The 15,255-nt window shown below is 73.6% G+C and carries 12 protein-coding genes; 8 read left to right on the top strand and 4 right to left on the bottom strand.

Features of this window, described 5'->3' with window-relative positions:
- Positions 1 to 66: 66 nt before the first annotated feature.
- The 3 genes from ACIPN7_RS16465 to ACIPN7_RS16455 all read left to right on the top strand — a co-directional run bounded on the left by ACIPN7_RS16465 (position 67) and on the right by ACIPN7_RS16455 (position 5,607).
- A complete protein-coding gene (locus tag ACIPN7_RS16465) occupies positions 67 to 669 on the top strand; it encodes a pentapeptide repeat-containing protein (RefSeq protein WP_400544193.1) in 603 nt (200 codons plus the stop codon).
- Positions 670 to 791: 122 nt separating this feature from the next.
- Complete coding sequence (locus ACIPN7_RS16460) at positions 792 to 3,338, top strand: glycoside hydrolase family 2 protein (RefSeq protein ID WP_400544190.1); 2,547 nt, start codon at positions 792 to 794, stop codon at positions 3,336 to 3,338.
- A gap of 100 nt (positions 3,339 to 3,438) precedes the next feature.
- Positions 3,439 to 5,607: an alpha-galactosidase gene (locus tag ACIPN7_RS16455; RefSeq protein ID WP_400544187.1), complete on the top strand. Its 2,169-nt coding sequence runs from the start codon at positions 3,439 to 3,441 to the stop codon at positions 5,605 to 5,607.
- 318 nt (positions 5,608 to 5,925) lie between these two features.
- Here the strand turns inward: ACIPN7_RS16455 and ACIPN7_RS16450 are convergent, their stop codons facing one another.
- Together ACIPN7_RS16450 and ACIPN7_RS16445 are read right to left on the bottom strand one after the other, a co-directional pair.
- Positions 5,926 to 6,585 carry a hypothetical protein gene (locus ACIPN7_RS16450; RefSeq protein ID WP_400544184.1) on the bottom strand — a complete coding sequence of 220 codons (660 nt, stop codon included), beginning with the start codon at positions 6,583 to 6,585 and terminating at the stop codon, positions 5,926 to 5,928.
- Positions 6,586 to 6,719: 134 nt separating this feature from the next.
- A complete protein-coding gene (locus ACIPN7_RS16445) occupies positions 6,720 to 7,652 on the bottom strand; it encodes a LysR family substrate-binding domain-containing protein (protein WP_400544181.1) in 933 nt (310 codons plus the stop codon).
- Between the two features lie 87 nt (positions 7,653 to 7,739).
- Between ACIPN7_RS16445 and ACIPN7_RS16440 the strand changes: the two genes are divergently transcribed.
- From ACIPN7_RS16440 to ACIPN7_RS16430, 3 genes are all read left to right on the top strand, one after another.
- Positions 7,740 to 8,141 carry a DUF5997 family protein gene (locus tag ACIPN7_RS16440; protein ID WP_285105820.1) on the top strand — a complete coding sequence of 134 codons (402 nt, stop codon included), beginning with the start codon at positions 7,740 to 7,742 and terminating at the stop codon, positions 8,139 to 8,141.
- Positions 8,138 to 9,532 carry a class I SAM-dependent methyltransferase gene (locus ACIPN7_RS16435; protein ID WP_400544178.1) on the top strand — a complete coding sequence of 465 codons (1,395 nt, stop codon included), beginning with the start codon at positions 8,138 to 8,140 and terminating at the stop codon, positions 9,530 to 9,532. The genes ACIPN7_RS16440 and ACIPN7_RS16435 overlap by 4 nt, the downstream gene beginning before the upstream one ends.
- Before the next feature lie 84 nt (positions 9,533 to 9,616).
- Complete coding sequence (locus ACIPN7_RS16430; RefSeq protein ID WP_400544175.1) at positions 9,617 to 11,623, top strand: adenylyl cyclase; 2,007 nt, start codon at positions 9,617 to 9,619, stop codon at positions 11,621 to 11,623.
- 83 nt (positions 11,624 to 11,706) lie between these two features.
- Here the strand turns inward: ACIPN7_RS16430 and ACIPN7_RS16425 are convergent, their stop codons facing one another.
- Together ACIPN7_RS16425 and ACIPN7_RS16420 are read right to left on the bottom strand one after the other, a co-directional pair.
- Entirely contained in the window at positions 11,707 to 12,108 is a 402-nt protein-coding gene (locus tag ACIPN7_RS16425; protein ID WP_182619247.1) for an FKBP-type peptidyl-prolyl cis-trans isomerase, read from the bottom strand.
- Positions 12,109 to 12,166: 58 nt separating this feature from the next.
- Complete coding sequence (locus ACIPN7_RS16420) at positions 12,167 to 13,078, bottom strand: LysR family transcriptional regulator (protein WP_400544172.1); 912 nt, start codon at positions 13,076 to 13,078, stop codon at positions 12,167 to 12,169.
- 83 nt (positions 13,079 to 13,161) lie between these two features.
- Between ACIPN7_RS16420 and ACIPN7_RS16415 the strand changes: the two genes are divergently transcribed.
- Together ACIPN7_RS16415 and ACIPN7_RS16410 are read left to right on the top strand one after the other, a co-directional pair.
- Positions 13,162 to 14,133 carry a DMT family transporter gene (locus ACIPN7_RS16415; RefSeq protein ID WP_400544169.1) on the top strand — a complete coding sequence of 324 codons (972 nt, stop codon included), beginning with the start codon at positions 13,162 to 13,164 and terminating at the stop codon, positions 14,131 to 14,133.
- A gap of 98 nt (positions 14,134 to 14,231) precedes the next feature.
- Positions 14,232 to 15,248 carry a LacI family DNA-binding transcriptional regulator gene (locus ACIPN7_RS16410; RefSeq protein ID WP_400544166.1) on the top strand — a complete coding sequence of 339 codons (1,017 nt, stop codon included), beginning with the start codon at positions 14,232 to 14,234 and terminating at the stop codon, positions 15,246 to 15,248.
- Positions 15,249 to 15,255: the final 7 nt, after the last annotated feature.

Here is a 15,255-nt window from a genome sequence, read left to right as displayed (position 1 = left end):
GCCGCCCGCAGCGGCGGGGCGTCGTCGGTGCGGGGACTGTCGGTGGGTACCCGTAGGGTCGACCGCATGATCCGGATGCCCGCCACAGAGCTCACCGTCAGGGGCGAGGACTGGTACGCCCGCGACCTGTCGGGCGAGGACCACATGGCCACGCTGTTCGCCGACGTGGACCTGACGGAGGCCACCGGGACGGGCGCCACGTTCGACTCGTGCGTGTTCCGCGGCGTGCGCTTCAACAGCACCCACCTGACCGAGTTCGCCTTCACCTCGTGCGTCTTCGACGCGTGCGTCTTCTTCGACGCGAAGCTGGAGCGCTGCAAGCTCGTGGGCTCGCAGTTCGCGAACTGCAGGTTCGACCTGCTCAAGGTCGAGGGCGGCAACTGGTCCTTCACCAACCTGCACCGCGCTGCCCTGGCCGGTGCGCAGCTCGACGGCGTCCGCCTGCGCGAGGCCGACCTCTCCGGGATCAAGGCGAACGGCGTCGTCCTGGTCGGCTGCGACCTGTCGGGCGCGGACCTCCACGAGGCCGACCTCACCAACGCCGACCTGCGGGGCAGCGACCTGTCGACGCTTGATCCCCTGGCGGCGAACCTCACCGGAGCGGTGGTCGGCGAGGCCCAGGCGATCCTGCTGGCCGAGCGGCTCGGCCTGGTGGTCCGGCCCGACTGAACGCCGTCCCGCGGGCGGGTGAACCGACCGGTGATATCGGTTCGATCCGCGGCGACGCGCCGCCTATGCTCGGGTCCGCTCGCACACGCACTGAGCGCACCGCTCTGGGAGGACGAGGATCGATGAAGATCAGCCGCGACCTGACCGACTGGACCCTGACCGCGACGGGCGGCCCCGTCCCGGAGGACCTTGCCGGGGTCCCCGTCCCGGCAACCGTGCCGGGCACGAGCCACACCGCCCTGCTGGAGCAGGGGCTCATCCCCGACCCGTATGTCGGCACCAACGAGACCGCGCTCGCCTGGATGAGGCGCACCACCTGGCGGTACGCGACCGTGCTGGACGAGCCGCCCGCCGCTGACGACGAGCGCGTCGACCTGCTCCTCGAGGGCATCGACACGGTCGCGGGCGTGGCCGTCGACACGGACGTGGAGCACGCCGCCGTCGGCCAGGGCCGCACCCACCTCGGCCGCACCTCGAACATGCACCGCTCCTACCGGTACGACGTGCGCGAGCTGGTCGGCACGCCGGCCAACCTGGTGGTCGACCTCGACTCCGCGCTGGAGACGGCCGAGGCCGAGGCGATCCGCCTCGGCGCGCGCCCCTCGGCCAACACCCACCCGTTCAACATGGTCCGCAAGATGGCCTGCTCGTTCGGCTGGGACTGGGGCCCCGACCTGCAGACGGCCGGCCTGTGGAAGCCCGTGCGGGTGGAACGCTGGCGGGTGGCGCGGCTGGCCTGGGTGACCCCGCTGGCCACCGTGGCCGACGACGGCACGGGCCTGGTCGACGTGCGGGTCGAGGTCGAGACCTCCGGCCTGGCCGACACGCCGCGGCTGACCGTCGACGTCTCCGTCGGGGACCGCGGGACCACGACGGGGATCCCGGCCGGCTGGGCCGGCGGCGTCCTGGACGTGCGGGTCGAGGCGGGCGACGTGGACCTGTGGTGGCCTGCCGGGCACGGCGACCAGCCGCTGTACCCGATCGAGGTGACCGTCTACGAGGGCGACGGCGAGGACCGCTCGAACCCGCTGGACGCGTGGTCCGGCCGGGTCGCGTTCCGCACCGTCGAGGTGGACCGCGAGCGCGACGAGCACGGCACGGGCTTCACGTTCCTGATCAACGGCAAGCCGGTCTTCGCGCGCGGGGCCAACTGGATCCCCGACGACCACCTGCTGACGCGCATCACGCGCGAGCGCCTCGAACGACGTGTGGACCAGGCCCTGGGCGCGAACCTCAACCTGCTGCGGGTGTGGGGCGGCGGCATCTACGAGTCGGACGACTTCTACGACGTCTGCGACGAGAAGGGCGTCATGGTCTGGCAGGACATCCTGCTGGCCTGCGCCGCCTACCCCGAGGAGGAGCCCCACCGGTCCGAGTTCGAGGCCGAGCTGCGGGAGAACGCCGCCCGGCTGGCGCCGCACCCGTCGCTGGTGCTGTGGAACGGCGGCAACGAGAACATCTGGGGTCACGAGGACTGGGGCTGGAAGGAGCGGCTGGGCGACCTGACCTGGGGCGCCGGCTACTACTACGAGCTCTTCCCGAAGGTGCTGGCCGAGGTCGACCCGACCCGCCCCTACTCGGACGGCTCGCCCTACTCCCCCGGCTCCACGCCCGAGCAGGTGCACCCCAACGACCCGGACCACGGCACGCACCACCAGTGGGACGTGTGGAACCGCGTGGACTACACCCACTACCGCGACGACGTGCCGCGGTTCGCGTCGGAGTTCGGCTTCCAGGGCCCGGCCACCTGGGCGACCCTCCGGCGAGCAGTCCTTCCTGACAGCGCTGACGGGCCTGATGGTGCTGCGGTGCCGGACGGCTTCAAGGAGTCCGAGGTCTTCCTGCTGCACCAGAAGGCGATCGACGGCAACGGCAAGCTGGACCGCGGCCTGGCCCCGCACCTGGACGTCCCCGACGACTTCGTCGACTGGCACTGGGCCACGCAGCTCAACCAGGCGCGCGCGGTGCGGTACGCCGTGGAGCACTACCGGTCGTGGTGGCCGCGCACCGCGGGCGCGATCGTGTGGCAGCTCAACGACTGCTGGCCCGTCACCTCCTGGGCCGCCGTGGACGGCGACGGCCGGCGCAAGCCGCTCTGGTACGCACTGCGGAACGCGTTCGCCGACCGCACGGTCACCGTGCAGCCACGCGGGGACGAGCTGGTCGCGGCGCTGGTCAACGACACCGACGAGCCGTGGGCCGGCCCCGTGACGGCGGCCCGGACCACGCTGGGCGGCGAGGTGCTGGCGGCGTCGGACAGCGAGGTGGTGGTGCCGCCGCGCTCGGTGACGCTGGTGCCGCTGGCGGGCGACCTGGTCGCCGTGGCCGACGCCGCCCACGAGGTGCTGGTCGTGACCCTCGGCGCGGAGCGCGGGCTGCACCGCTGGGCCGAGAGCAAGGACCTGGCCCTCGACGCCGCGCCGCTGGAGACCGCGGTGACCGCCCAGGACGGCGGCTACCGCGTCGAGGTGACGGCGACGTCGCTGGCGCTCGGCGTGTCCGTGCTGGCCGACCGGCTCGACCCGGACGCCGAGGTGGACGAGCAGGTGGTCGACCTCCCGGCGGGCGCGACGGCAGTGTTCCACGTGACGACGAGCCGCGACCTCGACCCGGCGGCGCTGGTCTCCCGGCCGGTGCTGCGCACCGAGAACGACCTCGTGAAGCGCTAGGCACATCCCCCAGCACATCACCCGTCCGAGCAGGACAAAACCCGATCCCATGTCAGTGACCGCGCGTACGGTGTGGTCCAGGGGGCGAGAGGACAGCACGATGCACAGGTTCGACGAGGTCTCCAGCTGGTCGGTGCTGCGCCGCGACGGTGTCGCCGTGGTCGTGGCCCACCCCGAGCGCGGGCTGCCGCTCGTGCTCCACTGGGGCCCCGACCTGGGCGACCTGTCGCCCGCCGACCTGCAGTCGCTCGACTCGGCGACCAGCCGGCAGACCGCGCCCGGCACGCTCGACGCCGCGTGGCGGCCCTCCGTGCTGCCGCAGGAGTCGGACGGCTGGGCGGGCCGGCCCGGCCTGCTCGTGGCGGCGGGCGGCATCTCGCTGTTCCCGCGCTGGACCGTCACCGAGGTGGAGCGGGACACCGCCGACCTGCTGGTCACGGCGCACGACCCAGGCCTGGGGCTGACGCTGCGCTCGCACCTGGAGATCGGCGCGGGCGGGCTCGTCCTGCTGTGGCACGAGCTGGCGAACGACGGCCACGACCCCGTGGACGTGCACTGGCTGGAGGCCACGCTGCCCGTGCCGCGGGCCGCGGACCACCTGACCCAGTTCACCGGCCGCTGGTCCCGCGAGAAGTCGCCGGTGACCACGCCGATGCCGAGCGGCAGCACGGCCCGGCAGACCCGTCGGGGCCGGTCGGGTCACGACGCGCCCTGGGTGACGGTGGCGTCGTCGGGCACCCCGCGCCACCGCGCCGGCGAGGCGTGGGCCACCCACCTGGGGTGGAGTGCCGACGTGACGCACCGCGTGGACCACCTCACCGAGCACGCCACGCTGCTCGGGGCGGGCGAGCTCGTGCGGCCGGGCGAGGTCCGGCTGGCGCCCGGCGAGGCGTATCGCACGCCCGTCGCGTACTTCGCCTGGTCGCCGCGGGGCCTGGACGGCGTCGCGGACCGGTTCCACACCTGGATGCGGGCGCGGCCCCAGCACGTGACCAGCCCGCGGCCGCTGGTGCTGAACACGTGGGAGGCCGTGTACTTCGACCACTCCCCGGCCAAGCTGGAGCGGCTCGCGCGCCGGGCCGCGGCGGTGGGTGTGGAGCGCTTCGTGCTCGACGACGGCTGGTTCCACTCCCGGCGCGACGACACCACCGGGCTGGGCGACTGGGTGGTCGACCACGACGTGTGGCCCGACGGCCTGGGCCCGCTCGCGGGTCTGGTCCACGAGCTGGGCATGGAGTTCGGGCTGTGGTTCGAGCCCGAGATGGTCAACCTCGACTCCGACCTGGCCCGCGCCCACCCGGAGTGGATCCTCTCGAACACCGCGGCCGTCCCGTCGCCGGACGGGCTGTCGTTCCGCACGCAGTACGTGCTGGACCTCGCCGTCCCCGAGGCCTGGGAGCACGTGCGCGGCCAGATCTCGGCGCTGGTGACGGAGCTGGGCATCGACTTCATCAAGTGGGACCACAACCGCGACCTCACGGAGCCCGTCCACGTCGGGGCGGACGGCGTCGGGCGGCCGGGCACCCACGTGCAGACGCTCGCCGCGTACGCGCTGATCGCACGGCTCAAGGCGGACCACCCGGGGCTGGAGATCGAGTCGTGCTCCTCGGGCGGCGCGCGCACCGACCTGGGGATCCTCGAGATCACCGACCGCGTGTGGGCCTCCGACTCCAACGACCCGGTGGAGCGCCAGGACATCCAGCGGTGGACGTCGCTCGTGCTCCCGCCCGAGCTGATCGGCGCGCACGTCGGCCCGTCGCCGGCACACTCGTCGGGACGCACCACCGACCTCTCGTACCGCGTGGCCACCGCGCTCCAGGGCCACGCCGGGTTCGAGTGGGACCTGCTGGCCTGCACGGACGACGAGCTGGTCGCGGTCACGGCGTACGCGACGCTCTACAAGGAGCTCCGCTCGCTCGTGCACACCGGCACGGTCGTGCACGGCGACACGGTGGACCCCGCGCTGCGGGTCACGGGCTTCGTCTCCCCCGACCGGGCCGCGGGCGTGTGGACGGTGGCCACCGTGGCCTCGCTCCAGGACGCGCTCACGGAGCGGGTGCGGCTCGACGGGCTCGACCCGGCCCGGCGCTACAGCGTGCGGGTACGCGACGAGGTGGGGTCCGCGAGGTGGACAGGTGGCATCACGCCCGGCTGGCTCGGCAAGGAGGCCGTGGACGTGCCCGGTTCCGTGCTGACCGAGGTCGGGCTGCAGCTGCCCACGCTGTGGCCGATGCAGGCGCTGATCATCCAGGTGACGGCGGTCGACTAGTACGGGTCGAGCCGCCGGCACAGGACAGGACACAGAAGCAGGGCGGGGGGGGGGCCGGGGGCCCGGGGCCCCCCCCCCCCCCCCCCCCCCCCCCCCCCCCGGGCGCAGCGAACCAGCCCCCCCCGGGGGGGCCGCCCCGTCAAGGGGGCCCCCCCCCGCCCCCCGGGGTGGCCCGGGGCGGCCCGGAAACCCCCGGGGGGGGGGGGGGCCGGGCGGGGGGGGCCCCCCCCCCCCCCGCCCCCCCCCCCCCCGGGGGGGGGGGGGCCCCGGGGCCCCGGCCCCCCCCCCGCCCTGCTTCCGTAGCGGTGTACGGACTGCTCAGCTACCGAGCACGCCCTTGCGGCGCAGCACGATCAGGGTCACGCCGCCACCCACGAGAGCGAGCGCGATCAGCGTGAAGCCGACGACGGTGCTGGCGCCCGTAGCGGCGAGCACCTCGGGCTCCTCACCGGCCGGGGCGGGCGTGGCGTCCTCGCCCTCGACCTCGCCCGGAGCCGCAGACTCCTCGATCGGCTCGTTCCCGTCCTCGGTCGGCTCACCGGGCGCCGACGGCTCGACGCCGGTGTCGTCGGTCGGCTCCTCGCCCGGCACCGTCGGCTCCTCGCCCGGAACGCTCGGCTCCGGCGTCGGCTCGGCCTTGACCGTGATCAGCGTGTAGTGGCTGATCGCCTTGCCGGACGAGTGCGAGATCGTCACCTCGGTCGCGGGCGGGTCGACGACCACGTCCTCCGGGCCCAGGCCCTGGTTGGCCGAGCCGGCCTTCACGCAGTAGCCGGTGATGAGGTAACCCTCGGGCGCGGTGACCACCAGGGTGGTGTGGTCGCCCTGGACGTCCACCTTGCCGTCCTTCGGGCAGGTGGCTTCGCCGGTGGTGGCGACGGGTGCACCGGCGACCGGCGCGGCGAACGCGGCAGCCGAGGGGACCAGGAGGCCCGCGACGAGGAGCGCGGACGCTCCCAGGACAGTCATCTTGCGCACTGCGCGCTCCTTCGAGACGGGAACTGGACGCGTGTCCGACGTCGGACACGATTCCCGGAGCGTAGCGACAATGGCGCAGATCGCCAATATCCGCCCATCTCAGCAAAATACCTTACAAGGGCTTTTCTTACGCCCTACCGGCCTTTGCCCTTTTTCTTTCCTGGGGAGGCAGAGCGTCCGCCCTTGCCGCGCTGCGCACCCCCACGCCCCCCGGCGGCGGCCGTACCGCGCCCCGTACCAGACCTCTTCTTGGCCCCGGACACGCCCTTCGACGATTTTTTCGCCCCCGCGCGGGCGGTCCGGGCGGCCGGTTCACCCCCTGCTTCCCCGGTCTGCGCGCCCCGGGCCGACGGCGCGCCCCGGCCGCGCGAGCTGTTGACCGTGCGCCCCCGGACGATCCCGATGAGCTCCTCGACGAGATCCGTGGTGCGGTCGACCGGCCAGACCAGGCCCACCCGCGCCGTCGGCCCGTCGGAGAGCAGGCGGTAGGTCACGTCCTTGCGGCGGTGCAGCCGTGCCAGCGACATCGGCAGCACTGCCACCCCGACGTTCGCGGCGACAGTCGCGACGACGTCGGCGGTGGTCGGGACCCGCTCCAGCGGGTTGCCTTCCGGATCTGCCGGCACCGCGCCCGGGACCGTGCGGCCGCCGGTGAACAGGACGTCGTCGCCCGGCACCCAGACGGGGTCCTGTGCGATGTCGCCGGCGGACACGGTCTCGTCATCGCCGAGGGCGGCGAGCAGGTGGTCCCGGGAGAAGCAGACCACCGACGTCTCCTCGTAGAGCGGGATCGCGGAGAACACGTCCTTGTCCACGGGGAGGCGGCCGATCGCGGCGTCCACGTCGCCCGTCTCCAGCGCGGCCGCGACCGCGCCGGCCTCCACCTGGACCAGCTCCAGGCGCACGTCGGGCAGCCGCTCGTGCCACACGCTCGCCCACTTGCCCGGCGTCGCGCCCGGCACATAGGCGAGGCGGAAGCGGGGCTCGCCGGCGGGTCCGACGTCAGAGGTCTCGTCGGGGACCTCCGCCGGGGAGGCGGGTCCGACGTCCTGCACGGGCTGGTTCACGCCCCCAGGCTACGGGGCCGGGCAGGAGCGGCGAGGATCACGCCCGCCATGGAGAGCGCGGCGGGCGCACGCCGATACCCTGGGAACATGAGCTCCTCCTTCGCCTCGCAGCGGTTCAAGCCGTCCAACGCCGCCAAGCGACTCGGCGTCTACCTGCCTGCCACGCCGCAGGAGTTCCAGGACACCCCGATCTCGCGCGCGGAGCTCGAGGAGCTGGAGACCAACCCGCCCGAGTGGCTGGCCGAGCTGCGCCGCAACGGCCCGCACCCGCGGCCCGTCGTGGCCGGCCGCCTCGGCATCTCGATCGCGGGCCTGGCCCGCGGCGGCATCACCGACCCGCTGACCACCGAGCAGATCGACGAGCTGCGCGACAACCCGCCGGAGTGGCTGGCCCAGGAGCGCCAGACCGCCGCCCAGGTGCGGGCCGAGGAGGAGCGCGTCGAGGAGGCCCGCAAGGCGGCCGAGAAGAAGGCCCGCTCCGCGCGGTGAGCCCCGAGGTGGAGGCCGTCCTCGCGCGGCTGCAGCCGTATCCCGAGGACGGGTCGCGGGCCGACGGCCCGGTCGCGGCCGACGCGACCGACCGGCTCCTGCTCGACGAGGCCGCCGCGCTCATCCGGGAGCACCCCGACGGCGTGGTGGTGCTCGGCGACCGGTTCGGGGCGCTGACCCTGGGCGCCTTGGCGAGCGGGGCCCACACGGTCCGCACGCAGACGGACGCAGTCACGGCCGAGGCGGCGCTCTCCGCCAACTCCGCGCGCGTGAGCAAGGTCCTGTGGGACGGACACGCCCGGGCCGCCGCGAGCGCACCCGTTCCGCGCGGACCCGCCGGGCTGGGGTTCACCCAGCACGACCGGCTGGAGCCCCGGCTGTTCGACGGCGCCCGCGTGGTGCTGCTCCAGCTCCCGGCGTCGCTCGCGGAGCTGACCGAGATCGCCGAGCACGTGGCCCGGTACGCCGACCCCGCCGTCACGCTGTTCGCGGGCGGCCGGGTCAAGCACATGACGCACGCGATGAACGACGTGCTCGGCGTGTCGTTCACGCAGGTCAGCGCGTCGCTCGCCCGGCAGAAGTCGCGGCTGCTGATCGCGCGGGAGCCACGGTCCGACGTCGGGCCGCTCACCTACCCCGTCTCGGCGCGGCTGACCGACCGGGAGATCCTGGACGCGATCGTCCCGCCCGGGACCGTCCCGCCCGGCACAGCCTCGGAAGACCAGGCCCCGGACCAGCCCGCGGGCCTCACCGTCGTCGCGCACGGCGCGGCTTTCGCCGGCGCCACCCTGGACCACGGCACGCGCTTCCTCCTGGCCCAGGCGCACCGCTGGCCCCACCTGTCAGACCTTCAGGTCACCCCGGCGGCCCCGACGTCGGATGCGCCCGGCCCGTCCGACACCCCGGTCCCCGGCATGGACGCCCACCCGGTCGCCGTCGACCTCGGGTGCGGCACCGGCATCCTCGCCACCGTCCTGGCCCTGCGGTACCCCACCGCGCACGTGCTCGCGTCAGACCGGAGCAGGGCCGCGTGCGACTCGGCCGGGGCGACGCTCGCCGCGAACGGCGTCCGCGCCGCCGGGATCGTGCGGGACGACGCCGGGACCCTGCTCCCGATCCCCGACGGCTCGGCCGACCTCGTGCTGCTCAACCCGCCCTTCCACGACCGCGCCGCGCTGAGCACCGACGCGGCGCACCGGATGTTCGCCACCGCGGGCCGCGTGCTGCGCGACGGCGGGGAGCTGTGGACGGTCTTCAACACGGGGCTGCACTACCGCCGCGCGCTGGAGCGCGCCGTCGGGCCCACGGAGCATGTGGCCCAGGACCGGCGGTTCACCGTGACCCGGAGCGTGCGGAAACTACTTACCGACATGTCAGTGACCGGCGGTTAGCCTGGCTGGGCGCTCGCCCGGGCGCACCCGCACGGCAGCACGCCCGGCCCCGGCCGGCCTGCCCCGAGCACGAAGGAACTGTCGATGAGGACACTTCGCACCACCCTGCGCGGCGCCGCCGTCGCGGCGGTCGCAGCATCGCTCGCCGCGGGAGCCGCGGTCACGGCGCTACCCGCCACGGCAGCACCGGCCACCGCCGAGGGCAGGACCATGGCAAAGGCCTCCGCGACGAAGCAGGCCGAACCGGCCGCGCAGCAGCCCGGCAAGCACAAGCCGGCCAAGCCCAAGACGCCCAAGCCGAAGAAGGCGGCCGCCGACCCCGACTTCGGCCCCAACGTCACGTTCATCGACGAGACCTGGACCGCCGACCGGATCAACGCGTTCCTCGACACGGTGAACGACGAGGCGGAGTTCAGCCAGGACCGGCACCAGGTCTTCTTCGAGCCCGGCACCTACGGGAGCGCCGCCGGCCAGGACGACCCGGCCACGGCCACCGGCATCGTCAACGCCCACGTGGGCTACTACGAGTCGATCGCGGGCCTCGGCGGGCAGCCGGGCGACGTCCAGATCAACGGCGCGCTGCACGTGGAGCCCGTGGTGGGCTGCCCCAACGAGCCCTGGGCGTGCGCCGACCCCGGCTCGCTGACCCGCTTCTGGCGGTCGATCTCCAACATGGGGATCAACCCGATCCAGCGCCCGGTCGGCGACGACGCGGCCCTGCCGTACCCCGCCGGTGTGACCGAACCGCACCAGATGCGCTTCGCCGTCTCGCAGGCTGCCCCGATGCGGCGCATGGACATCCAGGGCGACCTGACGATCTTCGGCCGGTACGGCGAGTTCGCCTCCGGCGGCTACCTGGCCAACTCGCGCGTCTCCGGCACCATCGCCTCCGGCTCGCAGCAGCAGTGGTTCACGCGTAACTCCGAGGTGGGCGCCTGGGACGGCGGCGTCTGGAACATGCTGTTCTCCGGCGTGACGGGTGCGCCCGCCACCAACTTCGGCCAGCCGGTGGGCGAGGGTGTCGGCGTGACGACGACCGTCGGGTCCACGCCCGTCAGCCGCGAGGCCCCGTTCCTGTACCGGGACGGCTCCGGCGAGCTCGCCGTGTTCGTCCCGAACGCGAAGACCGACAGCAGCGGAACCGACTGGTCCACCGGACCGGAGGCCGGCGGGTCGATCGGGATCTCCGACTTCTACATCGCCAAGGAGGGGACGGACGACGCGGCGTCGATCAACGCGGCGCTGGCCGGCGGGAAGAACCTCGTGCTGACCCCCGGTGTCTACGAGCTCGACGCGCCCCTGCGGATCGACCGCGCCGACACCGTGGTGCTCGGCCTGGGCTACGCGTCGCTCACCCCGACGGCGGGCAACGCCGTGGTCGAGATCGGCGACGTCGCGGGCGTGAAGGTCGCGGGTATCACCGCAGACGCCAACGTCCCCGAGTCGGAGACGCTCATCCAGGTCGGCCCGCAGGGCGCCACCGTCTCCGACGCCGGCGACCCGACCACGCTGACCGACGTCTTCGTCCGCGTGGGCGGCCCCTGGGCCGGCAAGGCCGTCACCTCCATCGAGGTGAACAGCCCCGACACGCTCATGGACCACATCTGGGCCTGGCGCGGGGACCACGGCAACGGCATCGGCTGGGACGTCAACACCGGCGCCCACGGCGTCGTCGTCAACGGTGACCGGGTCACCGCGACGGGTCTCTTCGTCGAGCACTACCAGGAGGAGCAGACCATCTGGAACGGCGAGGACGGTCAGACGCTCTTCTACCAGAACGAGATCCCCTACGACGTGCCGAACCAGGCCGCGTGGATGGACGGCGACCGCCTCGGCTACGCCGCCTACCGTGTCGCCGACGACGTGCAGAACCACACGGCGACCGGCACCGGCACGTACTCGTTCTTCAACCAGGGCCAGGACATCCGCCTGGAGTCCGGCATCCAGGCGCCGAACGCGCCGGGCGTGTCGTTCCGGTCGCTGACCGCCATCTTCCTCAACGGCTCAGGCGGCATCAACCACGTCATCAACGACACGGGCGGCGCGGTCCAGCAGGGAACGCAGCGGTCCCAGGTGGTCACCTACCCCTGACCACCCCGCCGAACTAGACCAGGGCGAGACAGAACTCTGGCGCACCCCGCGGGGTGCGCCAGAGTTCTACTTCGGCGTGGGGGTCACTTGACGTCGACGACGTCCACCACGAAGACGAGGGTGTCGCCGCCGCCGATGCCGGCCTGCGGCACACCGCGGGCGCCGTAGCCGTGCTCCGGCGGGATCGAGAGCAGCAGGCGCGAGCCGACGTTCTGGCCGACCATGCCCTTGTCCCAGCCACCGATGACGGCGCCGACGCCGATCGGGAAGTCGATCGTGGTGCCACGGTCGTAGGAGTTGTCGAAGACGTGGCCGCCCCAGGTCTGGCCCAGGTAGTTCACCACGATGGTGCGCCCGGACTCGACGACCGGACCGTTGCCCTCGGCGAGCACCTGCACCTGCAGGCCGGCGGGTGCGCCACCCTCGGGGAAGGTCAGCTCCGGCTTGTCACCGAAGGACCCGGAGGCGGTAGGAAGCGTGGTCACGAGGATTGCCTCTCGCTCGGGATGACGCCGGTCGCCCGGCGTCGGGTACCTGCCCACCCTATGCGGCCACCACCGCTGCCCGCGAAGCGACGGCGGCCCGCCGCAGCGCCTCCAGCGCGGCGATCGCGGGCGGGGTGTGCGCGACGGCGTCCTGCAGCACCGCGTAGATCGAGCGCACCGGGGCGGGCCGCACCACGGGCACCGACACGGTGCCGGCCGGGAGCTGGACGGCGCCGAGCTCCGGCAGCACGGTCATGCCGATCCCGGCCTCGACGAACGCGACGGCCGTCGGGTAGTCGTGCGCCTCGACGTGGAACGTGGGGCTGAACCCGGCGGCCGTGCACGCCTCCAGCAGGTTGCGGCGGCACCAGCCGCGTGCGAAGTCGTTGTCGACCCACGACTCGTCCGCCAGCTCGGCGAGCTCGATCTCGTCCCGGCCGGCGAGCCGGTGGCTGCGCGGCAGCACGGCGACGTACGGGTCGTCGAGCAGGTGGTGCGCGGTGAACCCGCTGCCGGCGTCGAACCCGGTCTGGGCGACGGCCACCTGCAGGTCGGCCCGGTCCTCGGTCTTGTCCGGGATGTGCTCGGCGAGCTCCAGGTCCAGGCGCACGCCCGGGAAGTCCGTGGTGATCACCCGGACGACGTCGGGCAGCCAGGCCGAGCCCACGGACGCGAAGTAGGCGATCGAGAGCGAGCCGGTCCGGCCGGCACGCAGGTCGGCGACCATGGACTCGGCCTCGCCGAGACGTTCGAGCACGCCGTCCGCCTGCGCGGCCAGGGCCCGCCCGGCGGCGGTGGGGCGGATGCCGCGGCCGTGCCGGGCCAGCAGCTTGAGACCGGTCTCGCGCTGGAGCGCGGAGACGTGCTGGCTGACGGCCGACGGCGTGTAGCCCAGGTTCGCCGCCGCGGCGCCGATGGATCCCGAGGCGACGACGGAACGGAAGACGCGGAGGCGGTGGACGTCGAGCATGTCCACCACTGTACAGCGAGACTGAATCCAGATGAAGGAACAGTCGCTGGTGCTTCACAGTGGTTTCGGGCAAGGATCGCACCATGACCAACGCCACGGCCGATAGCCGCCAGACCCCGCCGCTCGCGCCGGGCAGTGTTGCGGACATGAGCACCGCCACCGTCCAGGACGCCCCGGGCGCGCCGCCGGCCACGCACCGCCTCCTGGTCCCGGCCGCCGCCGCGGTCACCGTGGTGCTGTGGGGTTCGGCGTTCATCGGCATCCGGTCCGCCGGCTTCGACTACTCGCCGGGTGCCCTCGCCCTGGGCCGCATCCTCGTGGGCACGCTCGCGCTCACGGTCATCGCCGGCCTGGCCGGCAAGCTCCGGCTGCCGCGCGGCCGCACGCTGGTGGGGGTCGCCGTCTGGGGCGTGCTGTGGTTCGGGCTGTACAACCTCGCGCTCAACGCGGCGGAGCGCACCCTCGACGCCGGCACCGCCTCCCTCCTGGTCGGGCTCGCGCCCATCCTCATCGCGGTGTTCGCCGGGATCTCGCTCGGCGAGGGCTTCCCCTCACGGCTCCTGGTGGGCATCGGCATCGCCTTCACGGGCGTCGCCGGCATCGCGCTGGCCACGTCGAGCGGGGCGTCCGACGTCGTCAGCGTGCTCCTCGGGCTGGTCGCCGCCGTCGTCTACGCCGGGAGCACCATCCTGCAGAAGCGGCTGCTGCCCCAGGTCGACTCGCTGACCATGACCTGGCTGGGCTGCCTGGCCGGGACGATCGCCTGCCTGCCCTTCGCTCCGGTGCTCCTGCGCGAGCTCGCCGCGGCCCCGGCGCCGGCCACCCTGAGCGTGGTCTACCTGGGCGTGTTCCCCACCGCGATCGCCTTCGTGACCTGGGGCTACGCTCTCACCCGGACGACGGCGGGCCGCCTCGGCGCCGCGACCTACGCCGCCGCGCCCCTCGCGGTGCTCATGTCCTGGGCGCTGCTCGGCGAGGTCCCGACGCCGGTCGCCCTGATCGGCGGCGGGCTGTGCCTCGCCGGGGTGCTGGTGGCGACGCTCAGGCTCCGCTGAGCCCCTTGGTTTACCGATTGACCACGTAGGATGGCGCTCGAGATGAGCGCCCCATGACAGCACCCAGGACAACGCCCGGATCGCGGGGAAGCGGCCGTGTGACCATCAGCGACGTGGCCGCGCTCGCGGGCGTCTCGCCGGGGGCCGTCTCCAAGGTCTTCAACGGGAACGGCCGCATCTCGGAGGCCACGTCGGAGCGGATCCGCGAGGCCGCCCGCAAGCTCAACTGGCGCCCCAACGCCACCGCCATCGCCCTGCGCACGGCACGGTCGCAGGCGATCGGTCTGGTGCTGACGAGCGACAGCAAGGTGCCGGGCGTCGGCGCCGGGAACATGGACTTCATCTCCGGCATCGAGTCGGTGCTCAGCCCGCGGGAGTACGGGCTGCTGCTGAACGTCTTCATCACCGGGCAGCACGACGAGGACCACTTCTACCGCACGCTCGCCGAGCGCCAGCGGATGGACGGGATCATCCTCACCAACTCCCGGGTCGGCGACACCCGGCCCGAGCTCATGTCCCGGCTCGGCCTCCCGGCGGTGCTCGTCGGGGCCCCGTGGACACCCGGCGCCATCGAGTTCGTCGACGCCGACCCGCCGAGCGCGGGGATCGCGGAGACCGTGGACCACCTCGTGTCCCTGGGACACGAGCGCGTCGCGTTCATCAGCGGGCCCCGGCACTTCGTGCTGCCGGAGCTCCGCCGCGAGGCCTTCGTCCAGCGCCTGGCGGACCACGGGCTGCGGCCGCACGCCGTGGTCCCGGTCGAGTACTCGCCGGCGCGCGCCGCGGAGGAGACCTCGGCCCTGCTGGCCGGCCCGGTGCGGCCGACGGCGATCCTGTACGGCACCGACACCATGGCGATCGCCGGGATGCGGACCATCCAGGCGGCGGGCCTCCGGGTGCCCGACGACCTCTCCGTGGTCGGCTTCGAGGGCCTGACGCTCGGCGAGTGGGTGGACCCGCCGCTCACCACGGTCCAGCGGTTCGCCTTCCAGCGCGGACGCGCGGCCGCCGCCACGGTGCTGACGCTGCTCGGCGAGACGGTCGACGAGCCGGTCCCGCTGGAGCGCCCCGCGCTGATCGTCCGCGGCTCGACCGGACGGGCACCCGGGCAGTAACACCGTC

This window comes from Promicromonospora sp. NPDC090134 (genome assembly GCF_044746965.1).
Lineage (GTDB): Bacteria > Actinomycetota > Actinomycetes > Actinomycetales > Cellulomonadaceae > Promicromonospora.
Note: the sequence above shows the minus strand (reverse complement) of the source record. Positions and strands in the feature narration are given on the sequence as shown.